This is a genomic window from Pseudomonas sp. B20 (assembly GCF_020515755.1).
Lineage (GTDB): Bacteria > Pseudomonadota > Gammaproteobacteria > Pseudomonadales > Pseudomonadaceae > Aquipseudomonas > Aquipseudomonas syringae.
In genome coordinates this window covers 16,382-42,265 of record NZ_JAHPJG010000034.1, presented here as the reverse complement: position 1 = coordinate 42,265, position 25,884 = coordinate 16,382, and the positions used below count along the sequence as shown (strand labels likewise).

Genomic DNA, 25,884 nt, shown 5'->3' with positions numbered 1-25,884 from the left:
GAATCAATCGGCGCCCGTGGCGATTGCACGCTCAGGATCGGTGATCCACTCACTCCACGAACCCGCATACAGCGTTGCCAGCGGATAGCCCGCCAGACACAGGGCGAACAGGTTGTGGCAGGCGGTGACACCTGAACCGCAATAGGACACCAAGCTCTCGGGCGGCCGGTCCTGCAGCTTTTCAGCGAAACGCTGCCTGAGCTGCCCGGGCGGCAAAAAGCGTCCATCCGCGCCAAGGTTGTCAGTGCAGGCCGCACACTGCGCACCGGGAATATGCCCGGCCACCGGATCCAGAGGTTCTACATCGCCTCGAAAGCGGGCTTCGGCGCGCGCGTCGATCAAGGTCATTTCCGGGCGTCCCAGACGACCCTGCAAGCGACTGCCGCTGAGCACCATGGACATGTCCGGTTCACCGATGAAATGACCGGGTTCACGATTCGGCGCATCGAGGCTCAACGGCAGCCCCGCCGCGTGCCAGGCCTTCAGCCCGCCATCGAGCAGGTAGACGCCTTCACGCTTGCCCATCCAGGCCAGCAACCACCAGGCCCGTGCGGCATACATTCCCGGACCATCGTCATACAGCACCACATCGCTGTCGGCGTTGATGCCCCATGCCTGAAAGCATTGCAGCAAAGCGGCGGGATCGGGCAGTGGATGACGTCCGGTCTTGCCCTTGATCACAGGCCCGCTGAGGTCGCGCTTCAGATCGGCAAAAGACGCGCCCTCGATACGCCCCTGGGCATAACTGCGTTGACCATAGTCGGAGTCTTCGAGCGCGTAGCGGCAATCGAGAATCACCAGGCCTGGAGCTTTCTGGCGTTCAGCCAGTTGCTCAGGGTTGATCAGTTGCGCAATGGACATGACACTCTCCCGTGGCAGAGAACCGACAAGCTGGCTGCTCGTCGGTCCCGGAATTCACATCAGAACCTCGGGCAACGATGCGTGAAACGTTTCACACAGTGCATCGAACGCTTCGCGAGCCTGAGGCGCGACAAAAACAGATTCGAGCATAAGTACCTGATAGACGCCACGTCGAATAGCCGACTGGTTGATCTCCGTGGAGTTTTCCCGGTTGGTGCACAGAAAACGCACCCACGACGTCAGGACGATCCAGGTGTTGAGACTGGTCCATTCGATCTGCGACTCATCCATCTTCAGGATGCCTGCCTTGATGAATCCCCGGTAGATGGTCATCGCCTGCATCAGGCAGCGGTACGAAAAACGCCGATAGCGCCGCGCCAGTTCCTCATCCGACGTCAGCAAGTGCTCAAGGTCTCGGTGCAGAAAACGGTAGCGCCACATGGCGTCGATGATCGCCAGGAAATAATCGCGCTTGTCCTCGATGGTCGGCGTACGGTCGGCTGGCAGAGTCAGGAAACTGCCGATCAGCACCTCGTACTCGGAGAACAGTTCGGCGATGATCGCCTGCTTGTTGGCGAAGTGGTAATAGAGATTGCCGGGCGAGATTTCCATGTGCGCAGCGATGTGATTGGTGGTCACACTACGCTCGCCCTGCTGATTGAACAGTTCCAGACTGGTTTGCACGATTCGTTCACGGGTTTTGGTACGCGGTGCCATGCTGGGCCAGACCACTCTATGCTGATCAGATGGTGGCAATCTTAGCGCAGGCTGATGCTGCAATGGTGGCAGAATCGTTGCGGTAAGAGTGTCAGGTCGACGCAGGCATATACACCTGGGGCACGACCTGGACGGATCGAAAATCCGGATGACGTGCCGCTCGTCAACAAGCGTCCGTCCTACAAACTTTTTCATCCGCCGACCAGTCGCTGTGACTGCGCCAAATAGCCCCAAAATCAGGGATTTCAGTAGAAACATGGCCGATAATCGGCGCAATACGACGTTTGATACCCGCTACGCAGCTTGGCCCATCGGGAAGGCTGCGATACCATCCGAGTCCCACAACGGACTCCGACCAGGACGACGCGATGAACCGAGTGTTGTACCCAGGCACCTTCGACCCGATTACCAAGGGCCATGGAGATTTGGTCGAGCGCGCCTCGCGTCTGTTCGACCAAGTGGTCATTGCGGTTGCCGCCAGCCCGAAGAAAAACCCGCTGTTCCCTCTGGAGCAACGCGTCGAGCTGGCCCGCGAAGTCACCAAGCACTTGCCCAATGTGGAAGTGGTCGGTTTTTCGACCCTGCTGGCGCATTTTGCCAAGGAACAGAATGCCAATGTCTTTCTGCGCGGACTTCGTGCCGTGTCGGATTTCGAATACGAGTTTCAGTTGGCCAACATGAATCGTCAGCTGGCACCGGACGTCGAAAGCCTGTTCCTCACGCCCTCCGAGCGCTACTCGTTCATTTCCTCGACGTTAGTGCGTGAAATCGCCGCGTTGGGCGGTGATATCACCAAATTCGTACATCCTGCAGTTGCCCAGGCGCTGACCGAGCGCTTCAAGCGCTAGACTCGCTGCATGTGAAGGTGCATCCCGAAGCCTAATGCGGCACAATTCGCCGCATTGGTTTTAATGTGCCCCGGCGTCGGCCGCGGCAGGAGCAATTCATGTCCCTTATCATCACTGACGATTGCATCAACTGCGACGTCTGCGAACCCGAGTGCCCAAACGAGGCGATTTCACAAGGTGAGGAGATCTACGTGATCAACCCGAACCTGTGCACCGAATGCGTCGGTCACTACGACGAGCCTCAATGCCAGCAGGTTTGCCCGGTCGACTGCATCCCTCTGGATGAGAATCACGTCGAGAGCAAAGAGCAGTTGATGGACAAGTACCGGATCATCACCAGCAAGGCCTGATAACGGCCTTTACTGCTGCTTGCCGTAGCCGTCGCCCGTGCAACCCAGACAACGCACGAAGGCTGCCTTGCCCGGATCCACCACCAGCGCCTTGCCTGTTGCCCCGAGGTTGCCGCCTGCCGCCGCAAAAGGCGCAGCGATCACGAACAGTCCCGTGCCGATAACGGTGGCCGCGATCAGCAAGGGTCGGGCAATCAGCAAATCACCGATCATGGCAAACGCCGGCGGGTTCTGGATGGTGTAGACCGGATCGCCGCTGCCTGTGGTGACATCGGCGGCAACCGCCGGCAGCGCCTGCAGGCCGATGAACAACGTCAGCGTGGCAGCGAGAATACGAAACGGGCTCATGGCTTGATCCTTCAGGCGTCGCAAATAATTAAGGTGCCATCACTATAAACAGGGCTGTGGGTTAAGCAAATGGCCCAGAGCCCCTGTCATGCGTATTTCAGCGCTGGCATTTCGGGCAATACACGCTGGCGCGCTGGCCGAGTTTGACCTCACGCAGCGTCGTGCCGCACACCTTGCATGGCTGACCGCCACGCCCATACGCAAACAATTCCTGCTGGAAATACCCGGGCTTGCCGTCACCGCCGATGAAGTCACGCAGGGTGGTGCCGCCACGCTCTATGGCGTAGGCCAGAATACGTTTGATCTCGATGGCCAGCTTCAGGTAACGCGCCCGGGACACACTCCCCGCTTCGCGGCGCGGGTCGATGCCGGCGGCGAACAGCGCTTCGGTCGCATAGATATTGCCCACCCCGACCACAACGGCGTTGTCCATGACGAACGGCTTGACCGCGATCGACTTGCCACGCGAACGCTCGTAAAGACGCTCGCCATCGAACAGATCGGTCAGCGGCTCCGGCCCCAGGCGGATCAACAGTTCGTGGTTGTGCGGATCAAGGCTCCAGAGCATCGCGCCGAAGCGACGCGGGTCGGTGTAACGCAAGGCCAGCCCGGACTCCAGTTCGATATCGACGTGCTCGTGCTTGAGCGCCGGAAGCCCGGCTTCGACCAGACGCAGATTGCCGGACATGCCCAGGTGGCTGATCAGGGTGCCCACCTCGGCCTGGATCAGCAGGTACTTGGCGCGTCGATCAACCTGCACGATACGCTGGCCGGACAGGCGAACGTCCAGATCTTCGGGAATGGGCCAGCGCAAGCGGCTGTCGCGCACGATCACGCGGCTGACACGCTGACCTTCAAGATGCGGCGCAATGCCGCGACGGGTGGTTTCGACTTCAGGTAATTCAGGCATGGACAACTCGGTCGTGCAGAAAGGACAGGCCGGGGCGACGCCGGATCAGCGCGCGCCCAGCTCGCGGATGCTTTCCCTCAGGTATTCAAAGTCATATTCGGACAGGCCCACGTAGTCCAGCACCAGCGCACCGATGCACTCCCACTCATGATCCTCGTGCTGATTGCCCAGTACCCGATAGGACTGGCAGATATGCTCGGCCATTTTCAGCGGGGCCAGGAGGTTCTTGAGCGTGGCATTACGACTGGTATCGTCCTGAAAAATCGCCAATGCGTTGTGATGATTGGCGATCGCGTCGGTAATGTGTGCAGGCAGACGCCAGGATTTGGCCGTGTAATAGCCGACGACCGAATGGTTGGTGTCGAAGGCGCTGTTTTCGGTATCGACGATACGGCAATCAGGGCCCGCGTTGGCGTAGGCCTCTTCCAGCACCGGCATGTAGTTGGGGAAACGCTTGAGCATCAACGGAATGCCGCAGTCGTGAAACAGGCCCAGGGCGTAGGACTCGTCCGCCGTCTGCGAGCCGATACGCTTGGCCAGGGTCAGACTGGTCATTGCGACATCCTGCGCCGTATCCCAGAAACGGTTGAGCGCAACGATGGTTTCATCGGTCATCTCGCCCCGGATCGACTGCGCGTTGATCAGGTTGATCACCGTCCGACTGCCCAGCAGATTCACCGCCTTGTCGATGGAGGCAATCTTGTTGGACAGGCCGTAGTGGGCGGAGTTGACGATCTTCAACAGCGCCCCGGACAACCCGGGATCCTGCGCGATCAATCGCGCGATCGCCCCCAGGTCCGGGTCGGGCATGTATTGCTCCATCTGCAGATCCACCATGATTTGCGGCTGCGGAGGGACACTGATGCCCTGCAACGCTTGCTGGATCTGTTCTGGGCTTAGCTCTTCGGACATAGGAATTTACTCACGGTGATGACTGGATTCTGACCCCTTGCGGAGAAACGGTCCATCATCCAAGACGAAGATATTCTCGGAACTTTGCCTGGTACGAAGCTTCGGACTTTGTGTTACGAGCGTGAACGGCGGCCTCAAAACGGCCGGCCAGGCGCTACCCCTGAAGCCCGACACTGGAGGATCCCATGTCTAAAGCATTGACTGGCAAACGCATAGCAATTCTTGTAACCGACGGTTTCGAACAGGTTGAACTGACCGGTCCGAAAGAAGCGTTGGAGCAAGCAGGCGCCACCGTGGAAATCCTTTCCGCTGAAGAGGGCAAGGTCAAAGGCTGGAATCACGACAAACCTGCCGATGACTTCAAGATCGACGGCACGTTCAAGGCTGCCAATGCCAGTGACTATCATGGCGTGGTACTGCCGGGCGGTGTGCAGAACTCCGACACCATCCGCATAGACAGCGACGCGCAAAAGATCGTCAAGGACATCGAGGCTGCGGGCAAGCCAGTGGCGGTTATCTGCCATGGCAGCTGGCTGTTGATCTCGGCCGGCCTGGTAAAAGGCAAAACCCTGACCAGCTTCAAGACGCTGAAAGATGACCTGGTCAACGCGGGCGCAAAATGGGTCGATCAGGAAGTCGTCACCGACGGCAAGCTGATCAGCAGCCGCCAGCCCGACGACATCCCCGCCTTCAACAGCAAACTGATCGAAGCACTGTCTGCCTGACAGATTCCGTCAGTTAATTGCAGTCATCCCGGCCCAGCGCCGGGATGACGCGCTATAATCCCGCTCTTTTTTCAGGAGCGACGTCATGTCCCTGCCTAGCTTGCGCCTCAAAGCCAACGCCGACCGCCGCCTGCGCGCCGGTCATCTGTGGGTCTACAGCAACGAGATCGATGTAGCCGCCACCCCACTGCATGGTTTTGCAGCCGGTGATCAGGCCATCCTCGAAGCTGCGGGCGGCAAGCCGCTGGGCATCGTCGCCATGAGCCCCAACAACCTGATCTGCGCACGCCTGCTGTCCCGCGACATCAAGCTGCCGCTCGACAAGTCTCTGCTTGTCCATCGCCTCAACGTTGCGCTGTCGCTGCGTGAGCGCCTGTTCGACAAGCCCTTCTATCGCCTGGTCTACGGAGATTCCGACCTGCTGCCGGGTCTGGTTGTCGATCGTTTCGGTGACATTCTGGTCGTTCAGCTGGCCTCGGCCACGATGGAAAACCACAAGGAAGACATCATCGCGGCGCTGGTTCAGGTCATCAAGCCAAGCGGCATCCTGTTCAAGAACGATTCGGCGGCTCGCGATGCGGAAGGCCTGAATCGTTACGTCGAAACCGTGTTCGGTCTGGTACCGGAATGGGTTGCGCTGGAAGAGAACGGCGTGAAGTTCGAAGCACCGGTCATGGCCGGGCAAAAAACCGGCTGGTTCTATGACCACCGCATGAACCGCGCGCGCATCGCCCCTTACGTCAAAGGCAAGCGTGTGCTCGACCTGTACAGCTATATCGGCGGCTGGGGCATTCAGGCAGCGGCTTTCGGTGCCAGCGATGTCACCTGCGTCGACGCGTCGTCCTTCGCCCTCGACGGCGTGGAGCGCAACGCAGCCCTGAACGGTTTTGCAGAAAAGATGACCTGCATCGAAGGCGATGTCTTCGAAGCGCTCAAGGAACTGAAAGCCGCAGAAGAACGTTTCGACGTAATCGTCGCCGACCCGCCTGCATTCATCAAACGCAAGAAAGACATGAAAAACGGTGAAGGCGCCTACCGCCGCCTGAACGAGCAAGCCATGCGCCTGCTCAGCAAGGACGGCATTCTGGTCAGCGCGTCGTGCTCGATGCACCTGCCGGAAGACGACCTGCAGAACATCCTCCTGACCAGCGCCCGCCATCTGGACCGCAACATCCAGCTGCTGGAACGCGGCGGCCAGGGCCCGGACCATCCGGTACACCCGGCCATTGCCGAAACGCGCTACATCAAGAGCATCACCTGCCGGCTGCTGCCCAACAGCTGATATCGAAGCGCCCGGCCTCGTCGCGCCTACAAGCGCTCGCTGTTCCTGACTATGACTATCGTGCCAATGCTCTGCGTTGGCACGCCGTTCCGGACGCTCTGCGTCCTCTTGCGACGCAGAGCGTCGCGAACTGCATTCCCACGCGGAGCGTGAGGAACGAGAAGTGTGTGAGGACTCACTGCACACTCCCGATCAAACCCTGCCCACCACCATTCGCACGCCCAGCAACAGCAGAAAGTGCAGCGGATAGATCGCATAGGCCCAGCGCCGCATCGGGATCACTGCGAACCCGGGCTTTGCCCGCAGCAGCGCGATGCCCAGTACAGGCGCCAACACACAGGCGACTATCGAACCGATGGAAATCGGATCGCCCCAGCTCGCACCGGCAAACATCTGCGACCACGCATTCCCCGCCAGACAAAAGACCGCCGGGAACACCGCATACCAAAGCCTTTTTTCCAGCACCAGCACAAAGACCAGCGTTAGCAGCACGCCGGCAAAGCCAAACATCAGGTATTTCTGGAAGATCGCCGTCAGCAGCAAGGCGACAAGGGCCATCACTCGGGTTGTCGGATTGCGCTGCTGCCAGCCCTGAGCAATCACCAGCCCCAGCAGCAGGGTCGGCATCACATTCAGCACGCCCGCGTCAGCCATGAACAGCCGATACGGGATCTCCGACAGCCCGGCAAACACCAGCAGCCAGCCCAGATAACGCCATTGCACGCGCGGGGCCACAATCGCTGCGCTGCGCCGGGAAAGATTCACGGCGATTGCCAGGCAGAACCAGGGAAAGGCAAAACGCCCCGGCACGTAAAGAAAATCGACTGACCAGCCCACATAGCGAAGGTGGTCAAGCACCATACTCAACATCGCCAGCCACTTGAGCAGGTCCAGCGCCTTGTTGCGTCCGGGCAGAAAAGGCGGGTTGGAAAGATCCATAGTGCTCCTGAACGGGGAATTGCGTCATGCAGCCAACACATGACCGAACCATATATTGTCGCTACAGTGCGCACCATAATCGCCCATAAGGAATCGGCCATGACAGACCAAAGCCAACAGTTCGCCAGCGACAACTATTCCGGTATCTGCCCTGAAGCCTGGGCAGCCATGGAACAGGCGAACAAGGGCCATCAACGCGCTTATGGTGACGATCAATGGACTGCACGCGCTTCGGATGATTTCCGCCGACTGTTCGAAACCGACTGCGAAGTATTCTTCGCCTTCAACGGCACGGCGGCCAACTCACTGGCGCTGTCATCGTTGTGCCAGAGTTACCACAGTGTTATCTGTTCGGAAACGGCTCACGTCGAAACCGATGAATGTGGTGCGCCGGAGTTTTTCTCCAACGGCTCCAAACTGCTGACAGCCCGCAGCGCAGGCGGCAAGCTGACCCCGGAATCGATTCGTGAAGTGGCGCTCAAGCGTCAGGACATTCACTACCCCAAGCCGCGCGTCGTGACCCTCACCCAGGCCACCGAGGTGGGCGGCGTTTATCAGCCGGAAGAACTCAAGGCAATCAGCGCGACCTGCAAGGAACTGGGCCTGCATCTGCACATGGACGGCGCGCGTTTCTCCAATGCCTGCGCCTTTCTGGAGGCTTCCCCGGCTGAACTGACCTGGAAGTCCGGCGTTGACGTGTTGTGCTTCGGCGGCACCAAAAACGGTATGGCAGTGGGCGAAGCCATTCTTTTTTTCGACCATGATCTGGCTGAAGACTTCGATTATCGCTGCAAGCAGGCCGGGCAATTGGCGTCGAAGATGCGCTTCCTGTCTGCACCGTGGGTCGGCCTGCTGGAAAACGACGCCTGGCTCAAACACGCCCGTCATGCCAACCGCTGCGCGCAACTGCTCGCCGAACTGGTCAAGGACATTCCTGGCGTGGAGCTGATGTTCCCGGTGCAGGCCAATGGCGTGTTCCTGCAACTGTCGGAGCCGGCCATTGCTGCGTTGACCGCGCGAGGCTGGCGTTTCTACACCTTCATCGGCAACGGCGGCGCACGTTTCATGTGCTCGTGGGACACCGAAGAAGAGCGCGTGCGTGAACTGGCCGCCGATATCAGGCTGGTGATGCAGGGCTGAAGCGTCTAAATCAAGCTTGCAGGTGCAGCCTGACGAGCGACGGGGTAATCTCCTTCTCTACGGCAAACGGCCCACAAGGCCGTCCGGACCTTACCGACCGCCCTCAAGAAGGAGCTTGTCTGCATGTTCGATTTCTCCGCCCGGCTCAAGCAGCATTTCGCTGCCCTGCAGAGTGAAGCGCAATTCTTTTCCGTACGTTACGTGCACCGCGCCGGCCAACGCCTGTGCGTGCGCAAGAATGTGGCCGAACCGCCGTCACTGATCAGCGACGAGGGCGCCATGCTGACCGTGCGCCTGAATGGCGTTGAAGCCTACGCCGCTACCAACGACATCTCCCTGAAGGGTTTGCAGGCTGCCTTGCAGCAGGCCGAAACGCTGGCCCGCCGTCTGGCACCGCATGCGCTGCTGGACCTGAGCGATCAAGCGGTCTCGAGCGCCAAGGCTGACTACCTGTCGCCAAACATGGATCGAGCCTTCCCGCCACTCAGCGACTGCATCGGCCTGCTGATGGCCGAGTCCAGCGCGGTCCCGGCAGACGAACGCCTGGTCAACTGGCAGGCCATACTGGACCTGGAAACCGTCGAGCAGATCTACCTCAACAGCGCGGGCGCGCAATTGCGTCAGGCGCAGCGCTTTGTGTTTCCCGGCATGAGCGTGACGGCCTATGACGGTCGCGACAGCCAGACGCGCACCCTCGGCGGGCATAACTTCGGCCAGCAGGGTGGCATCGAAGTGCTGAGCAGTTGTGGCCTGATCGGGTCTGCCGCCAACGTCGCCGACGAAGCGTTGCAGCTGATCCTCGCCCCCAACACGCCGTCAGGCCCACGCGACCTGCTGCTGATGCCCGATCAGATGGTCCTGCAGATTCACGAGTCCATCGGCCATCCCCTGGAGCTGGACCGGATTCTCGGTGACGAGCGCAATTACGCAGGCACCAGTTTCGTCAAAACGACTGACTTCGGCACCCTGCAATACGGTTCCAGCCTGCTGAACGTGACCTTCGACCCGGAGATTCCCGAGCAACTGGCCAGCTACGCGCATGATGACGATGGCACGTCAGCCAGCAAGCAGTTCCTGATTCGTGACGGCCTGCTGCAGCGCCCGCTCGGCGGTGCCCTGTCGCAATACCGCAGCGGCCTGGCAGGCGTCGCCAACAGCCGCGCCTCCAGCTGGAACCGTGCCCCCATCGACCGCATGGCCAACCTGAATATCGAACCGGGTGACCAGTCGCTGGACAGTCTGGTCGGTAACATCGAGCACGGCATCCTGATGTCGAGCAATCGCTCCTGGTCCATCGATGACGCACGCAACAAATTCCAGTTCGGCTGCGAATGGGGCCAGTTGATCGAAAACGGCGAGCTCAAGGGCGTGGTGAAGAACCCCAATTACCGGGCGATCTCCGCGCAATTCTGGAAAAACCTCAGCGCAGTGGGTGATGCCAGCACGTTCAAAGTGCTGGGCACGCCGAACTGCGGCAAGGGCGAACCCAACCAGGTGATCCGCGTAGGTCATGCCTCTCCGGCGTGTGTGTTTGCCAATGTCGATGTGTTTGGAGGAGATGCCTGATGTCGCACCAACAGCAGTTCGAGGCGCTGGTCGCCGTGCTCAAGGCTGCCATCAGCCCGAAGGAACACTTCACTCTGGCCTACGACGCCGAGGCGTCTGACTTCATCCGCTTCAACCACGGCCAGGTTCGACAGGCCGGGAGCGTCCAGCAGGTCATTGCGACGTTCAAACTGATTGATGACGGCCGGCATGCCAATCTGGAGCTGACCTTGTCCGGCGACGCCGAGACCGACCAGCAGCGCCTTGTCGACGCCCTGCAACAATTACGCGAAACACTGCCGTCGCTGGCCAGGGATCCCTATCTGTTGCCGAACACCAATGCCTGGCAAAGCAGCAACGTTCAAGACTTGCCACTGCCGGACAGCGCCCGGGTCGTCGAGCAGATCAGCGAACTGTCAGGCGATCTGGACCTGGTAGGTTTCTATGCGGCAGGCCCGCTTTACCGGGGCTTCGCCAGTTCCTGGGGCGCGCTTGGCTGGCACCAGGCCAACAGCTTCAATTTCGACTGGAGCCTGTTTCATGAAAACGGCCAGGCAGTGAAAGCCAACTACGCGGGTCACGACTGGAGCGACGAAGCCTTCGCGCAGCGTTTTCAGCAGGCCCGCGAACAGCTCGAATTTCTCGGCCGCCCGCTGCATGCGCTCACGCCCGGACAATACCGCGCTTACCTGGCGCCAGCGGCTCTGGACGAAGTCATCGGCATGCTCACCTGGGGCGGATTTTCCGCGCAGTCACTGGCCAGTAAACGCAGCCCGTTGCAAAGGCTGTATGACGGCGAGACGCCTTTCAGCCCATTGGTCAACTTCGACGAAAAAGTCAGCGGTTCGCTTTCACCAGCGTTTTCACGCGAAGGCTACCCGCGCAAGGACCTGAAACTGATCGTCGACGGGCAAGCCCGCGATCGACTGGTGGATTCGAGCAGCGCTGCCGAATACGACCTGCCTGCCAACGGTGCGGATTATGGCGAAGGCCCAAGCGCGTTGAGCATTGCCGGCGGTTCGCTGGAGCTGGATCAGATCCTCGCAAGGCTCGGCACCGGGCTTTACATCAGTAACCTCTGGTACCTGAACTTCTCCGACCGCGCCGCTGCGCGCCTCACCGGAATGACACGCTTCGCAACGTTCTGGGTCGAAGAGGGCAAGATCGTCGCGCCGGTGAGCACCATGCGCTTCGATGACAGCGCCTACAGCCTGCTGGGCAGCGCACTGGAGGACTTGACCAAAGAAAGGGAACTGATTCTCCAATCGAGCACCTACAGTCAGCGCCAGACCGGTTCAATCCAGTTGCCTGGCGCATTGATCAGCCGACTCACCCTCACGCTATAGCAGGAGCCTATGCAGAACTCAGCAGCGCCGATCATGGACGAAAAGACCCTGCGCTGGATGCCCTGGGTCATCGCCATCGCATTTTTCATGCAAAGCCTGGACGGCACGATTCTCAACACCGCCTTGCCGTCCATGGCCCGCTCACTGGCAGAAGACCCATTGCGCATGCAGTCGGTGGTCATCGCCTACATGCTGACCATTGCGCTGCTGATCCCGGCTTCGGGCTGGATCGCCGACCGGTTCGGGATCAAGCGCATCTTCTTCAGCGCCATCCTGCTGTTCAGCTTCGGATCATTGCTGTGCGCGCTGTCCTGGTCACTGAACGTGCTGGTGGCCGCCCGGGTGATTCAGGGGCTGGGGGGCGCGCTGATGCTGCCCATCGGACGCCTGATCGTATTGCGCGCCTATCCGCGATCGGAACTGGTGCGGATCATGGGTTTTATCACCGTGCCGGGCCTTTTGGGCCCATTGCTGGGCCCGACGCTTGGCGGCTGGATGGTCGAGTATCTGAGCTGGCACTGGATTTTCCTGATCAACATTCCGGTCGGCATCCTCGGTTGCTATGCCGTCAAACACTTCATCCCTGATCTTCCGGGAGGCGGTCGAACTCGGTTTGACGGCGTCGGCTTCATCCTGTTTGGCGCGGCGATGATACTGATCACCATTGCCCTGGAGGGCCTGGGCGAGCTGCACCTGCCGCACATGCGCGTGGTGCTGCTGCTGTTTGCCGGGATGGGCTGTCTGGCAGCGTATTGGCTGCGTGCCGGGCACATCGAATCGCCGTTGTTCGCACCTTCATTGTTCCGTACCCGAACGTTTGCGGTCGGCATCATGGGCAACCTGTTCGCCCGCCTGGGCAGCGGTGCCCTGCCGTTTCTGGTGCCGTTGCTGCTGCAGGTGGCGCTGGGGTATTCGCCGTCCCAGGCGGGTATGAGCATGTTGCCGCTGGCGGCCGCGGGCATGTTCGCCAAGACCGTTGCCCGCTGGCTGATCGAGCGGCTGGGCTATCGCATGATTCTGACCGGCAACACACTGCTGCTGGGCATCCTCCTGGCCAGCCTGGCGCTGGTGGATGTGCAAACCCCATACTGGGTGCTGCTGGTGCATCTGGGACTGCTCGGCGCCGTCAACTCCTTACAGTTTACGGCCATGAATACGGTCACGCTGATCGATCTGGACGATGCCAGTGCAGCGAGTGGCAACAGCCTGCTTTCGGTGGTGGCGCAGCTGTCGCTGAGTCTTGGCGTGGCAAGCGCAGCAGCCTTGCTGGGTGGTTTCAGCGAAGAAGTTGCCACCGGCGAGGTCAGCAGCATGTTGGGGGCATTCCAGCTGACCTTCCTGAGTGTCGGGGTGCTGGCGATGTTTGCAGCAGGTATTTTCCTGCAATTGCCAGCGAAGGAACCCAGGATAGCCAAAGCCTGATTGACAACGGCACGTGACTGGAGCAAATCTGCAAAGCGAATTCCCCTGGAAAACAGGGGTTTTGCCCGAAAATTCAACGAATATGAGTATCCGACCAGATACATTGAAGAACCTGAACAAGCGGCCGACACTTTTATAGCACTAAGCCACTGTGGTCTCTTGTAAGCACGGGCCGCATGATGCAACCTTGCCATACGCGAAAGTGGGTTTTATCCCCGTCGCGACTAGTATTTCGGAAGCGAGTTTGTTCATGAAAAGCCAAACCGATGCTGCCGGTAGATCCGCAGCCGAGGTAGTGACGCAATTGCCAGTGCCTTCGCGCCTGGGCATGCTGCGTTTCGAGCGGCTGAATGAAGCCAATTGGGCGCTATTGTTTCTCGATCCGAATTGCGAAAGGCAGCTCGGACTGGCAGCTGTTGACCTTTGCGCCTTGATTGGATCCCCTTATGCCAGCCTCATGGAGCCGGAAGCACGTTATCAACTGCACGATGACATCCAGCTGCAACTGGCCTCTTCCACGAATTACCTGATCCGCTACACCCTTCACAGCCCCAAGGGCCCCCTTGGCCTGCTGGAAATCGGCGAAGCCTACAAACAGCACAACCGCCATCTGTTACGTGGTTATTTCCTGATCGTCGAAGGCCTTGTCACGACTGGTGAACCCGTCACGGACTCCGATCTGGAAACCCGCAACCTGCGCCTGCAGATAGCGCTGGAACTCAACCAGCGCGCCCAGCGCGACCAGTTTGCCCACCTGGAGCGTGTGCGCGCCCAGCAGGATCTGATCCTGCGCCTGACCCGACATCGCTACACCACGGCCAATACCTTGCTCGAAGCGGCAGAGCTGATCACCAAAAGCGCCTGTGATATCTACGATGTCGACCATGTCAGTATCTGGAACCTCAACGACAAGCGCCTGGAGCCGATCACCGACTACAGCCGTGAAACCGGCGACTACCAGTCTCGCACGCCGGTGGATATCAGCCCCTACCCCACCTACCTGCAAGCGCTGAATACCAGCCGGGCGATCGACGCCAGCAATATCCAGACTGACCCGCGCACCTGCGAAATGGCCAAAAGCCTGAACCCGGGAGAAACCAGGGCGGTGCTCGATGCCAGTATTCGTATCGATGGGCAGGTGATCGGCGTGCTGTGTCTGGAAGAGTCCGGCTCGACGCGCGAATGGCAGTCCGACGAGATCGCCTTCGCCGGTGAGCTGGCCGACCAGTTTGCCCAGGTCATCAACAACCATAACCGACGCGCTGCGACCAACGCACTGCACCTGTTCCAGCGCGCGGTCGAACAAAGCGCCAACGCCTTTCTGCTGGTCAACTGCAACGGCGTGGTCGAATACGTAAACCCGAGTTTCACGGCGATCACCCAGTACAGCTCGGAGGAAGTCTCCGGGCACAAGCTGTCGGAATTGCCCGCGCTGGAAAACCTCAACCAGTTGCTGCTGGAAGCCAACTCCAGCCTGACCAACAGCAACAGCTGGCAGGGCGAGTTCAAAAGCCGGCGCAAGAACCTCGAACCCTACTGGGGCCAGCTGTCGATTTCCAAGGTGTATGGCGATAATCGTGAGCTGACGCACTATATCGGCATCTACGAAGACATCACCCAGAGCAAGCTGGCCCAGCAGCGCATCGAGCGTCTGGCGTACACCGACAACCTGACCAACCTGGGCAACCGTCCGGCCTTTATCCGCAATCTGGACGAACGCTTTGCCCGCGACACCGATACGCCGATGAGCCTGTTGCTGGTCGACATCGATAATTTCAAGCGCATCAACGACAGCCTCGGCCACCAGACCGGTGACAAACTGCTGATCAGTCTGGCGCGGCGCCTGCGCAACACCTTGAGCCCGTCCGATGTGCTGGCGCGCTTTGCCAGTAATGAATTTGCCGTGCTGATCGACAACACCGATCAGGAAGCCGGACAGGCCACCGCCACTCAGGTGCTGGCCACGCTGGACAAGCCGATGTTCGTCGACAATCAGCTGATCAGCGTCACTGGTTCGGTGGGTCTCGCGTGCGCGCCGCTGCATGGTCGTGATCCGCAGACCCTGATGAAAAACGCCGGTCTGGCCCTGCACAAGGCCAAAGCCAACGGCAAACATCAGGTTCAGGTGTTCACCGAAGCCTTGAATGCCGAGGCCAGCTACAAGCTGTTCGTGGAAAATAACCTGCGCCGCGCCCTGACCCAGAACGAGCTGGAGGTGTTCTATCAGCCCAAGCTGTGCCTGTTGACGGGTCGTCTGCTGGGCATGGAGGCGCTGTTGCGCTGGAATCATCCTGAAAAAGGCATGATCCGACCGGACCAGTTCATCAGCGTGGCCGAAGAGACCGGCCTGATTATCCCCATCGGTAAATGGGTCGCGCGTCAGTCCTGTCGCATGAGCAAGGACCTGACCGCCGCTGGGTTCGGCAACCTGCAAGTAGCCATCAATGTATCGCCCAAGCAGTTCTCCGACCCGGAACTGGTGTCGTCGATTGCCGCCATCCTCAAAGAAGAAGAGCTTGACCCTTCGCTGCTGGAACTGGAGCTGACCGAAGGCCTGCTGCTGGAAGCGACAGAAGATACCCGCCAGCAACTCGACTCGTTGAAGAAGCTCGGCCTGTCACTGGCCATGGACGACTTCGGCACCGGTTACTCGTCATTCAGTTACCTGAAGAAATTCCCCATCGATGTGATCAAGATCGATCGCAGTTTCATCCGCGATATTCCGGATGATGAAGACGACATGGAAATCACCTCTGCGGTCATCGCCATGGCCCACAACCTCAAGCTCAAAGTGGTCGCCGAAGGCATTGAAACCGCGGCACAGCTGGCCTTCCTGCGGCGCCATCGCTGCGATGTCGGCCAGGGCTATCTGTTCGACAGACCTATCCCCGGCGAAGAGTTGATCGAGAAACTGAAGCGTTACCCTCGTCGCCCATCCGCCTGACAACCTTCCCTGCACCCCGCTCTCTCGGGCACACTGTAAGTCTGTTATTACACGGCAGCACTTGTTCTGCGTGTAACGGGACCTATGTATGTGTATTGATCATCCGTCCTGCCACCCGCTGCCTGTCTGCACACGAGAGGATATGGTTCATGACTTTGCGCTCGGAAATTCTAGTGAATAAAAACGTACTGCCTACCGCCGAACAAGCACTGCCGGGTCGTGAAATACCTATGGCGCTTCCGGAAACTCACTTCGTCAACGGCAATCCGCTGTTGGGACCGTTTTCGAGCAATGTCGAATTCGCCATCTTCGGCATGGGTTGCTTCTGGGGCGCAGAACGTCGTCTGTGGCAACAGGACGGTGTGGTGAGCACTGTCGCCGGCTACGCAGGCGGATTTACCCCGAACCCGACCTACGAAGAAGTCTGCTCCGGGCTGACCGGCCACACCGAAGTGGTGCTGGTGGTCTACGAGCCGGCAAAAATCAGCTACGAGAATCTGCTGAAGGTGTTCTGGGAAGTGCACAACCCGACTCAAGGCATGCGTCAGGGCAATGACATCGGCACGCAGTATCGCTCGGTGATCTACTGCACCACTCCCGAGCAGCTCGACGCCGCCAAAGCCAGTGCCGAAACGTTCCAGGCGGAACTGAACAAGGCCGGTAAGGGCACCATCACCACCGAAATCGAGCAGGCCCCGACGGTTTACTTTGCCGAAGCCTACCACCAGCAATACCTGGCCAAGAACCCACAGGGCTACTGCGGGCTGGGCGGCACGGGTGTGTGCATGCCGGCTTGATTCGCGCCTGGCGGCCCGAAAACAGCGTTTTTCAGGCTTCTGCCCGCAGGGCGTAGGAGCGAACTTGTTCGCGAAGATAGTAGTTCAGGTGACGCATTTTCGCCGAATATACTGGCCCTTTCGCGAACAAGTTCGCTCCTGCGACCTACGGTCAGAATCAAAAGCGGGCTTATGTATAACGCTGAGCTCCGCGTGGGAATGCAGCTCTGGACGCTCTGCGTCCGCCCCTGACCGCGCAACACGGCCTGGATGCAGGCACACCTACTCGGCAATCAACCAGTCCATCTTCCAGCCGCCTTGGGTCTGGCCCAGTTTCTGGGCGAGGTATGGCATCAGTTCGCGCAGTTCTTCTTCCAGACCCCATGGCGGATTGGCGATAGCCAGGCCTGAACCGTTGAGGCTGGCCGGTGTGTCCAGCGGGTGGACGAACAATTCAACGCGCAACAGCTTGGGCGCGCCAGTTTCCGCCAGGTCCTGATAGAAGCGGCGCAGCAGGCGGGTATCCTTGATCGGGTACCAGATCGCCGCCACTGTCTGACGCATGCGCCCGATGGTTTCCTTGAGCGCAACCGCGCAACGCTTCATTTCATCGAGTTGCTCGAATGGCGGGTCGATGAGCATGACAGCACGCTTTTCCGCCACGGGCAGCAAGGCGCGCGGGACATGCCAGCCTTCCCCAAGATGCACCGCCACGCGGCGGTCGCCCTTCATGTTCTCCTTGAGCAGACGCCCGTCTTCGGGGTGCTTCTCGTTGAGCAGCACCCGCTCGCGCTCGCGGGTCAGGCGGCGAGCCAGTTCCGGCGAACCGGGGTAGTAGCGCAGCTCGCCATCCGGGTTCATGTCGTGCAGCACTTGCAGATAGTCGGACGCCAGCGCTGGCAGGTCCGTGGCGTTCCACAAACGGCCGATACCTTCCAGCCATTCTCCGGTGCGCGAGGCCTGATCGCCTTTGAGGTCGTACAGGCCGAGCCCGGCGTGGGTGTCGAGATAGGCGAACGGCTGCTCCTTGCGCGCCATGAGGGCGATCAGGCGAGTCAGGGTCAGGTGTTTGAAGACGTCGGCGTGGTTGCCGGCATGGTAGGCGTGACGGTAATTCATGGCAGCTCCTGGCAAGCTGCGCAGTTTAGCAAACCTGAGCAACGAACAAGAATTTGTAACGAATTTGCGGGACTCGTCTCTTTCACTTGAAGGAAATTTCCGAGAAACTCCCGGCCCCTTGTGCCTGCCTGTTTCGATCTCTACTCTGCGCCCGTCGCTGCATATTCAGCGGTGAGGATTAGTAGCCCTCGATGTGATTAGGCGCAATGCGCCACCTTGTGCAAGGCGCTTGTTTACGGCCTGCATCTTTATGGTGGCCGTGCGTGGGGCGTCTTCGGATGCACCGGTTCCTAATCACCGGGCTACTACCTGCGTGCGGCCGCCACCTTCGATTAGTAGCCGAAGTGACGACCTTCCAAAAATTGATTAGGAGTCTCACATGCTGAAAATCGTCCCCGATCCGCCCCTCTTCACCGCCAACCCCAACGTCAGCCATGAAGACGCCCTCATGCATGCCAGCGACCTGCTGCGCTGCGCTGCCACCAGCGCCTGTGAATTCAGCGACAGCATGACCGGCACCCAGCGCGACATGACGCTGTCGATCATGCACCTGGTGGAAATGGCCAAGGTCATGGTCGACAGAACCATAGACAACCTGCAAACCGAATGACTGCATGAACTGAAAACGACGCACTTGTAGCCAATCCTGCCACTCTCGACAGGCAGGGGTTGCCCGCAGACGGTTGTCCTTCCAGAATCGGAACAAGCCCGATCAAAGGAACAGACGTCATGATGCACGCGGATTTGATTGACCAGGAAGACCTGCTCGGCCAGCTCAGAGCTCTGGGCTTCGAAGCACCCGGCGGCGCAACCGCTGAACAAGCCTGCGCAAACGCCGTCTGCGGCCTCAACGCCGAACGCGCGACCGCCTTGCGACGCTTGGTAGAACAACTCCTCACCGGCAGCGCCACCCTCCTCCCCGCCGTGCGCCAGGCCATCGACCAGCAACTGCTGCCCGCGCTGGCGGCTTATAAGCAGAGTCAGAGTGGATCATGACGACAGACGCAGCGCTTACGCTTCGAGGAGGAATGAGGTTATGGAAGCATTGCGCCAAATGCACGGCAAGATATGGAGCGGCGGGCTAATGAGTTCAGAGCATTATTGTCTGCCTGCCGAAAGGTCGCGATGCACTTCCAGCGTAACAAATGCAAGGGGACTGAGCGCCCCCAGGTACAACCTACAGGTGAGTAATGACCTGCATTGCAACCAATGAGATAAGCGCTGCAATAGCTCCGGTTGCGAACGGCAAAAGACCAATGCGTGTAGCAAATGACTCCTTGGCGCTCATGCGTGCATCCAGATCAGCTATTTCATGACTGACGGATGAATCTGCTTTTGGATTCAAGGTATCCATAATGCGTCCTGTAAAAATAGGGTTCAGGCCTATCACACGTCCCGTGCGAACAATCTGAACCTTTCACCTTTAAAACTCAAGGGCCAAAGGGTAGGGGCTATGGCAATCAGCTTGGTGCCAATAACTTAAGGATTGCGCTACCCGCCGTTATGAGGCCCGCGCCAACCAGAAACGGATACCAGAACGCCTCCCGTTTCAATTTCCTGTCTTCAGAAAGGAGTTTTCGAGTTTCTGCAACAAGCTTACGGCATTCCAGTTGCAGCTTTTCAAGCTCCAGATTGTGACGATTATTTTGTAACATCACACGTCCTGTGGGGGTTATAGGCACTCAGCTCGAAGTGCCAAGAGATGATTACTGCCGGGAGACCTCCGTGTAAATCGTCTTTGTGATACAGAAATGCATCAGAGCCATTCAGCATGCGCGATACACCGCAATCCGCAGTTCCGTGACGCAGAGCGTCACGCAATGCATTCTCACGCTGGAGCGTGAGGAACGATAAGGCTTTAACTATCGTACCCATGCTCTGCGTGGGTATGCCGTTCGTGATGCTCTGCGTCACAGGGTTTCAGGCGTGCTCAATATTCAATCCGCACATCGCCCTTCGGCACGCTGCAGCAGGACAGGATGTACCCCTCTGCAACATCCTCGTCGGTAATGCCGCCGTTGTGCTCCATCTCGACTTCACCGCTCAGCTTCATGACCTTGCAGGTCCCGCAGATGCCCATGCCGCAGGCTTTGGGGATCATCAGGCCGAGTTTTGCGGCGGCGGCATGCACGGTTTCGCCCGGTCCCACGCGGATGCTCTTGCCAGTGTCGGTGAACTCCACCTGATGCAGGTCAGCAGCGTCGACATCCGGCGCGTCGGCAGCGATTTCGGCCTGCTCGACGGCGTCGGCGCGGGCCTCTGGCGGTGTCGCACCAAACGATTCTTCATGGTATTGCGCCATGTTGAAGCCGTTTTCCTGCAGCAGTCGCTTGACCGCAGTCATGTACGGCGTCGGCCCGCAGCAGAACACCTCGCGCTCCATGAAGTCGGGCGCCATCAGCTCGAGCATTTTCTGGTTCAGGTAGCCGCGATAACCGGCCCATGGCTCGCCCAGCCCGTGTTTTTCACAGACCAGGTGCAAACTGAAATTGTCGATCCGCGAGGCCATGTGCTCCAGCTCGCGGTGGTAGATGATGTCTTTCGGTGAACGCGCGCTGTGTACGAAAACCATGTCGACATTGGCGTTGGTGTCGTAGAACCAGCGCGCCATGGACATCACCGGCGTGATACCGACACCGCCGCTGAGGTAGAGAATCTTCGGGTTCGGGAAATCGATGGCGTTAAACAGCCCGACCGGCCCGTGTACCGCCAGCTCCTGCCCTTCAATCAGCGTGTCATGCAGGTAATTGGAAACCCTGCCGCCCGGCACGCGTTTGACGGTGATCGAAAAACTGTACGGCACCGATGGCGAACTGGAGATGGTGTAGGAGCGCATGATCGGCAGGCCGTCGATCTCCAGCTCCAGGGTCACGAACTGGCCCGGCTTGAAGAAGAACATGATCGGCTGGTCGGCCATGAAGCAGAACGTGCGCACGTCCCAGGTTTCCTGGATGACTTTGACGACACGTACCAGGTGACGCCCGTTGGCCCATGTCTGGGTCGTGACCGGGCTCAGGAAACTTTGGGACATACTCGATCTCCACGGCCGACTGTCGGCCTCTCATGCTGCGGATTCTGCGTAACGCCCGAGGCGGCCATTTATCTATCAACGACATTCACGTACTTACCGCGACCAGCCCCGTCCAACAAGGCCTGTCGCGTCGGGAACGGATGCGGCCATGTCGCCCATGGATAAGGTTCACAGCGCGCCCGGCTCCACACTCGCCACCAAGGGTCATAAGCATGATCGACTGATCTATCCTCATGCTTGAAACGCGATCACACCCGTATCAGCCACATTCGCAGGCCGCCCATGCCGCGGTCATGAGGGATTCAATCGATGGACGTCACCGCAACCTTGAGCCTGGGCGATCCGCTGGAACCTGCACGCAAGGCCACTGCCGAGATGCTGCAGAATCGCGAGCGCACGTACTCGCTGCCGCAGCCCTTCTACAGTGATGAGCGACTGTTTGAAATCGACATGCAGGAAATCTTTTACAAAGAGTGGCTGATTGCCGGGATGACGTGCGAAATCCCGACCAAGGGCAATTACCTGACGCTGCAGATCGGCAAGAACCCGATCCTGGTGGTGCGCGGCCCGGACGGCGTCGTTAACGCGTTCCACAACGTATGCCGCCATCGCGGCTCGCGCCTGTGCACGGCCGAAAAAGGCAAAGTCGCCAAGCTGGTTTGCCACTATCACCAGTGGACGTATGAGCTGGACGGTCGCCTGCTGTATGCCGGTACCGAGATGGGCGACGACTTCGACATGAAGCAGTTCGGCCTAAAGCCGGTCCACGTCAAGACCGCAGGCGGCTACATTTTCATCAGCCTGGCAGAGAACCCGCCTGCTATCGACGAGTTTCTGTCGACGCTGCGGCACTACATGGAACCCTATGACATGGAGAACACCAAGGTGGCGGTGCAAACCACCTTGATGGAAAAGGCCAACTGGAAGCTGGTGCTGGAAAACAACCGCGAGTGTTACCACTGCAGTGGCTCGCACCCGGAATTGCTCAAGACCCTGCTGGAATGGGACGACGTCACCGATCCCCGTGCCGATCAGACCTTCAAGGATCATGTGGCCGCGTCTGCAGCCGCCTGGGATGCAGAGAAAATTCCGTACGCCCACGCCAGTTTCGGCCTACGTAACCGTATCGTGCGCATGCCGCTGCTCAAAGGCACAGTGTCGATGACCATGGACGGCAAGGTCGGCTGCAAGAAACTGATGGGCCGCATCCAGAACCCTGACTTGGGCTCCATGCGCATTCTGCATTTGCCGCATTCCTGGAACCACTGCATGGGCGATCACATCATCGTCTTCACGGTGTGGCCGATCAGCGCACAGGAAACCATGGTCTCCACCAAATGGATTGTCCACAAGGATGCGGTCGAAGGCGTGGATTACGACGTCGAGCGTATGCGCCAGGTCTGGGACGCCACCAATGATCAGGACCGTCGTCTGGCCGAGGAAAACCAGCGCGGCATCAACTCCAGCGCCTATCAACCCGGCCCTTACTCGAAAACCTATGAGTTCGGTGTGGTCAACTTCGTCGACTGGTACAGCTCGCGCATGCTCGAAAACCTCGGCGCAGAGCCTGCACCGTATTTGAAAGGCGTAGCGGTCAATCACGAGTAGCGTCTACCCCGCCAACGCGATCCTCAAGGGCTGACTCACTTCATTCTGGAAGCGAGTCAGCCCGAGCCACGCCGACACAAAAGCCCTCCCGCCGATACCGTCATTTCTGACAGTTACGTGAAAAAAACTTTCGTGATCAACTCTCGTTGAAGTCAATCCAACGGACGGAGACACGAATCATGCTCAACCCAAAAATCATCAATCAATATAAAAACAAAAAGGTCGACGCCGCATCGACCATGACGGATATATCAGGGAAAAATATCCTCATGGGTTTCTGGCATAACTGGCGCTCGGAACCCGGCCAGGGCTACCAGCAGGGAATGTTTGCCGAAATGCCGCTGACAGGCATACATGAAGCGTACAACGTCATCGCAGTGGCCTTCATGAAAGGCGCCGGCATACCAACCTTCAAGCCTTATGACATGAGTGATGAACAGTTCCGTGCGCAGGTGGCAGAACTCAATGCCCAGGGCCGTGCGGTGCTGATCTCGCTGGGCGGGGCCGATGCGCATATTGAGCTGCATGCCGGTCAGGAAGAAGCGCTGGCGTACGAGATTATTCGGCTGGTCGAAGTCTATGGCTTTGACGGCCTGGACATTGATCTCGAACAGGCTGCCATCACTTTTGCCGATAACCGCACCGTGTTACCCGCCGCACTGAGAATGGTCCGCGAACATTACGAGACCGAAGGCCAGCACTTCATTATCAGCATGGCCCCGGAATTTCCCTACCTGCGATCGGCTACCCGCGATACACCGCTATTGAAGGAAATCACCACCCAGTTTCCGTTTCTGAAAGAATTCGTCGCCTTTCTGACGTCCTTCAAAAGTGGCGGCGCGTACCTCGCGTATATCGAAGCGCTTGAGGACCTCTATGACTTTATCGCGCCTCAATACTATAACCAGGGTGCCGACGGTATATGGGTCGATGAGGCCAATCTGTGGGTGGCGCAAAACGATGATGCCCACAAGAAGGAATTTCTCTACTACCTGACCGACAGCCTGATCCACGGCACGCGTGGCTTTACCAAAATCCCGGCGAACAGGCTTGCGATCGGCTTGCCCACCAATAATGACGCCGCCGCAACAGGTTATGTGATCAATCCGGCCGACGTGACATACGCCCTGGACAGACTGCGGGACGAAGGCAACCCGATTCGCGGCCTGATGACCTGGTCGGTCAACTGGGATAACGGCATTAGTAAAGGCAGTGACGGCGATAACCGGGATGACGGTGTCAGCAAAGGTCGCGCCTATGACTGGGAGTTTGCCAAACGCTACGGTTATCTCACCGGCGGCGAAACGCCCATACCGGACAAGCCTTCAGTGCCCACTGACCTCAGGTCAACCGGACAAACCCCGGATTCGGTGAAGCTCGTCTGGTCGCTGTCGGTAGGCCAGAACCCGGTACTGCGCTATGAGCTGCGCCGCGACAACAGCGTATCGCTATTTGCGGACAGTCCTTCGTATGAAGACACTGGCCTTCAGCCCGGTACCACTTACAGTTATCAGGTACGTGCCATCGATGTCATGAACAACACCTCGGCATTCTCTCCAGCGATCAGCGTGAGTACCCAGGCAGGAAACGGCGGCGGGGCGAAACCGACACCACCGTTCTTGAGCCGGACAGGCGTCACCGATACAAGTGTGTCGCTGGAATGGACACAGTCCAGCAGCGAAGCTGGACTCCTCGAGTATCAAATTGCACGGGATCGCTGGCCTTTTATGAAGGTCCCTGCTGACCAACCGCGCGTCTATACCGATGAGAACCTCATAGCGGACAGAACGTATACCTACTTCGTTGTTGCAAAAGATATACAGGGTCAGTGGTCGGAGATCAGCAACGAGGTGGAAGTCACAACCCATTCGGAACCCTATAGACCTTCATTGCCTGTCGACTTCAGGTCAACCGGGCGGACCACCACGTCGATAACGCTGGACTGGAGTGTTTCGACGGATGCCAGCGGTCCATTCAAGTATGAGCTCTTCCGGGATAAGCTCTCGTTGGGTAGCGACGCAACCCCTCCCTTCACCGACGGGGGTCTTTCGCACAGCAACCTTTATGGTTATCAGATCATAGCCACTGACAGCCAAGGGATCAGTTCCGAACTGTCTGAAGAAATCCTCGAAACGACAAAAACCGAGGCATCACCTGATCGACCTACGCCACCCGGCAACTTGCGTCAGACAGGCGCAACGACTACCAGTGTTTCGTTGGCCTGGGACAAGTCTGACAGTGTTCCAGGCATCAAATTTTACTCTGTATATAGAATTGGCGCGGCCAGGGTGCCTGTCGGACCAGAAATACTCGCGTGCACCCTTGAAGGTTTGACCCCTGGCACGGTGTATCAGTTTATCGTCGGCGCGTACGACACTGAGGACGCACTATCCGGCCCAAGCAACGTTGTGCAGGCCTCGACCAGCGCCGCATTGCCTGAATGGAAAACAGATACCGACTACGTGAAGGGGGATAAGGTGATGCATGCTGGTGCCTCTTACATCTGCCTCAATCCTCACACGTCACAAATAGACTGGTACCCAGGCGGTGCGCCGACACTATGGGCGCCCTGGACGGAGCAAGCAGCTGGCAGAGGTTTCCGCGACTGGCCGAAAGAATGGCAGTGACCGCACGCGTACCTGCCCTGGCTCATAAACAGACGGTGACGATGTAATCACTGAACGACTTATCCACAGCGCCCAAAAAGCGTTTATGGGTAAGTCGTTTTTTTATCGGTCCGGAAATAGCCCGTACAACAACGGCTTACCGTGGAACACCTCAGCCACACAGTCTGTATGTTTTTTAACCAAATCTCTGTAGCACTTGGTTTCATTGGGCTACAGACGAGCACGAACACCTTATCCACAGAAGCGCCAACAGACTTTGGGTACAACTTTGCCCAGATCCCCCATGCCCTGTGGACAATGTCTGAAATGGCTGAAAAAACCTCCCTTTCCAGAAGATTTCACGAGCAACACACCGCCCTGATCATTTTTTGAACAGCAGCTCAAGACCCTCTGAATATAAGGCCTGCAGGCAACCACGAACAAGTTGTCCACAG

The 25,884-nt window shown here is 58.7% G+C and carries 24 protein-coding genes; 14 read left to right on the top strand and 10 right to left on the bottom strand.

What is annotated here, in order from left to right; all coding sequences use genetic code 11:
- Positions 1 to 3: 3 nt before the first annotated feature.
- Both LIX91_RS24685 and LIX91_RS24680 read right to left on the bottom strand, forming a co-directional pair.
- Positions 4 to 861, bottom strand: a complete 858-nt coding sequence (locus LIX91_RS24685; protein WP_103689515.1) for a sulfurtransferase — start codon at positions 859 to 861, stop codon at positions 4 to 6.
- Positions 862 to 915: 54 nt separating this feature from the next.
- Positions 916 to 1,578 (bottom strand): TetR/AcrR family transcriptional regulator, encoded by a 663-nt coding sequence (locus LIX91_RS24680; RefSeq protein WP_003393649.1) that lies wholly within the window; start codon positions 1,576 to 1,578, stop codon positions 916 to 918.
- Between the two features lie 368 nt (positions 1,579 to 1,946).
- Between LIX91_RS24680 and coaD the strand changes: the two genes are divergently transcribed.
- Positions 1,947 to 2,426, top strand: a complete 480-nt coding sequence (gene coaD, locus LIX91_RS24675) for a pantetheine-phosphate adenylyltransferase (RefSeq protein WP_003348749.1) — start codon at positions 1,947 to 1,949, stop codon at positions 2,424 to 2,426.
- 98 nt (positions 2,427 to 2,524) lie between these two features.
- Entirely contained in the window at positions 2,525 to 2,776 is a 252-nt protein-coding gene (locus tag LIX91_RS24670) for a YfhL family 4Fe-4S dicluster ferredoxin (protein ID WP_003316325.1), read from the top strand.
- A gap of 9 nt (positions 2,777 to 2,785) precedes the next feature.
- On the opposite strand, the gene LIX91_RS24665 is transcribed toward LIX91_RS24670, so the two are convergent.
- The 3 genes from LIX91_RS24665 to LIX91_RS24655 all read right to left on the bottom strand — a co-directional run bounded on the left by LIX91_RS24665 (position 2,786) and on the right by LIX91_RS24655 (position 4,946).
- Positions 2,786 to 3,124: a hypothetical protein gene (locus LIX91_RS24665; protein ID WP_003420063.1), complete on the bottom strand. Its 339-nt coding sequence runs from the start codon at positions 3,122 to 3,124 to the stop codon at positions 2,786 to 2,788.
- A gap of 97 nt (positions 3,125 to 3,221) precedes the next feature.
- Complete coding sequence (gene mutM / locus LIX91_RS24660; RefSeq protein ID WP_003372546.1) at positions 3,222 to 4,034, bottom strand: bifunctional DNA-formamidopyrimidine glycosylase/DNA-(apurinic or apyrimidinic site) lyase; 813 nt, start codon at positions 4,032 to 4,034, stop codon at positions 3,222 to 3,224.
- A gap of 45 nt (positions 4,035 to 4,079) precedes the next feature.
- Positions 4,080 to 4,946, bottom strand: a complete 867-nt coding sequence (locus LIX91_RS24655) for an HDOD domain-containing protein (RefSeq protein ID WP_003411948.1) — start codon at positions 4,944 to 4,946, stop codon at positions 4,080 to 4,082.
- A gap of 185 nt (positions 4,947 to 5,131) precedes the next feature.
- Between LIX91_RS24655 and LIX91_RS24650 the strand changes: the two genes are divergently transcribed.
- Together LIX91_RS24650 and LIX91_RS24645 are read left to right on the top strand one after the other, a co-directional pair.
- The gene (locus LIX91_RS24650; protein WP_003372548.1) at positions 5,132 to 5,671 is read left to right on the top strand and encodes a type 1 glutamine amidotransferase domain-containing protein; all 540 of its coding nucleotides are present in this window, start codon (positions 5,132 to 5,134) and stop codon (positions 5,669 to 5,671) included.
- Positions 5,672 to 5,756: 85 nt separating this feature from the next.
- Entirely contained in the window at positions 5,757 to 6,953 is a 1,197-nt protein-coding gene (locus LIX91_RS24645) for a class I SAM-dependent rRNA methyltransferase (RefSeq protein ID WP_003393654.1), read from the top strand.
- A gap of 192 nt (positions 6,954 to 7,145) precedes the next feature.
- Here LIX91_RS24645 and LIX91_RS24640 read toward each other — a convergent pair whose 3' ends face one another.
- Entirely contained in the window at positions 7,146 to 7,892 is a 747-nt protein-coding gene (locus tag LIX91_RS24640; protein ID WP_226489346.1) for a TraX family protein, read from the bottom strand.
- A 99-nt stretch (positions 7,893 to 7,991) separates the two neighbouring features.
- On the opposite strand from LIX91_RS24640, the gene LIX91_RS24635 reads away from it, so the two are divergent.
- From LIX91_RS24635 to msrA, 6 genes are all read left to right on the top strand, one after another.
- Positions 7,992 to 9,032, top strand: a complete 1,041-nt coding sequence (locus tag LIX91_RS24635; protein ID WP_003316332.1) for a low specificity L-threonine aldolase — start codon at positions 7,992 to 7,994, stop codon at positions 9,030 to 9,032.
- A 123-nt stretch (positions 9,033 to 9,155) separates the two neighbouring features.
- Entirely contained in the window at positions 9,156 to 10,598 is a 1,443-nt protein-coding gene (locus LIX91_RS24630; RefSeq protein ID WP_226489345.1) for a TldD/PmbA family protein, read from the top strand.
- Complete coding sequence (locus tag LIX91_RS24625) at positions 10,598 to 11,923, top strand: TldD/PmbA family protein (RefSeq protein WP_226489344.1); 1,326 nt, start codon at positions 10,598 to 10,600, stop codon at positions 11,921 to 11,923. Before LIX91_RS24630 ends, LIX91_RS24625 begins: the two co-directional genes overlap by 1 nt.
- Positions 11,924 to 11,932: 9 nt before the next feature.
- Entirely contained in the window at positions 11,933 to 13,345 is a 1,413-nt protein-coding gene (mdtD, locus tag LIX91_RS24620; RefSeq protein WP_003402270.1) for a multidrug transporter subunit MdtD, read from the top strand.
- Positions 13,346 to 13,595: 250 nt separating this feature from the next.
- Positions 13,596 to 16,289 carry a GGDEF and EAL domain-containing protein gene (locus tag LIX91_RS24615; protein WP_032698865.1) on the top strand — a complete coding sequence of 898 codons (2,694 nt, stop codon included), beginning with the start codon at positions 13,596 to 13,598 and terminating at the stop codon, positions 16,287 to 16,289.
- A 149-nt stretch (positions 16,290 to 16,438) separates the two neighbouring features.
- On the top strand, positions 16,439 to 17,086 hold the full coding sequence (gene msrA / locus LIX91_RS24610) for a peptide-methionine (S)-S-oxide reductase MsrA (RefSeq protein WP_003411967.1): 648 nt from the start codon (positions 16,439 to 16,441) through the stop codon (positions 17,084 to 17,086).
- A 261-nt stretch (positions 17,087 to 17,347) separates the two neighbouring features.
- On the opposite strand, the gene LIX91_RS24605 is transcribed toward msrA, so the two are convergent.
- Entirely contained in the window at positions 17,348 to 18,184 is an 837-nt protein-coding gene (locus LIX91_RS24605) for a 23S rRNA (adenine(2030)-N(6))-methyltransferase RlmJ (protein WP_003393665.1), read from the bottom strand.
- 379 nt (positions 18,185 to 18,563) lie between these two features.
- Here LIX91_RS24605 and LIX91_RS24600 point away from each other — a divergent pair, with 379 nt between their 5' ends.
- A complete protein-coding gene (locus tag LIX91_RS24600; RefSeq protein ID WP_010430134.1) occupies positions 18,564 to 18,794 on the top strand; it encodes a DUF6124 family protein in 231 nt (76 codons plus the stop codon).
- 119 nt (positions 18,795 to 18,913) lie between these two features.
- On the top strand, positions 18,914 to 19,180 hold the full coding sequence (locus tag LIX91_RS24595) for a hypothetical protein (RefSeq protein ID WP_046271580.1): 267 nt from the start codon (positions 18,914 to 18,916) through the stop codon (positions 19,178 to 19,180).
- Positions 19,181 to 19,361: 181 nt separating this feature from the next.
- Here LIX91_RS24595 and LIX91_RS24590 read toward each other — a convergent pair whose 3' ends face one another.
- The 3 genes from LIX91_RS24590 to gbcB all read right to left on the bottom strand — a co-directional run bounded on the left by LIX91_RS24590 (position 19,362) and on the right by gbcB (position 21,215).
- Positions 19,362 to 19,538: a hypothetical protein gene (locus LIX91_RS24590; protein WP_154218250.1), complete on the bottom strand. Its 177-nt coding sequence runs from the start codon at positions 19,536 to 19,538 to the stop codon at positions 19,362 to 19,364.
- A gap of 106 nt (positions 19,539 to 19,644) precedes the next feature.
- Entirely contained in the window at positions 19,645 to 19,839 is a 195-nt protein-coding gene (locus LIX91_RS24585; protein ID WP_003347260.1) for a hypothetical protein, read from the bottom strand.
- A 275-nt stretch (positions 19,840 to 20,114) separates the two neighbouring features.
- Positions 20,115 to 21,215 (bottom strand): glycine-betaine demethylase subunit GbcB, encoded by a 1,101-nt coding sequence (gene gbcB / locus LIX91_RS24580; protein ID WP_046271579.1) that lies wholly within the window; start codon positions 21,213 to 21,215, stop codon positions 20,115 to 20,117.
- Between the two features lie 309 nt (positions 21,216 to 21,524).
- Between gbcB and gbcA the strand changes: the two genes are divergently transcribed.
- The gene (gbcA, locus tag LIX91_RS24575) at positions 21,525 to 22,823 is read left to right on the top strand and encodes a glycine-betaine demethylase subunit GbcA (protein ID WP_226489343.1); all 1,299 of its coding nucleotides are present in this window, start codon (positions 21,525 to 21,527) and stop codon (positions 22,821 to 22,823) included.
- Between the two features lie 179 nt (positions 22,824 to 23,002).
- Positions 23,003 to 25,450 (top strand): fibronectin type III domain-containing protein, encoded by a 2,448-nt coding sequence (locus LIX91_RS24570; RefSeq protein ID WP_226489342.1) that lies wholly within the window; start codon positions 23,003 to 23,005, stop codon positions 25,448 to 25,450.
- Positions 25,451 to 25,884: the final 434 nt, after the last annotated feature.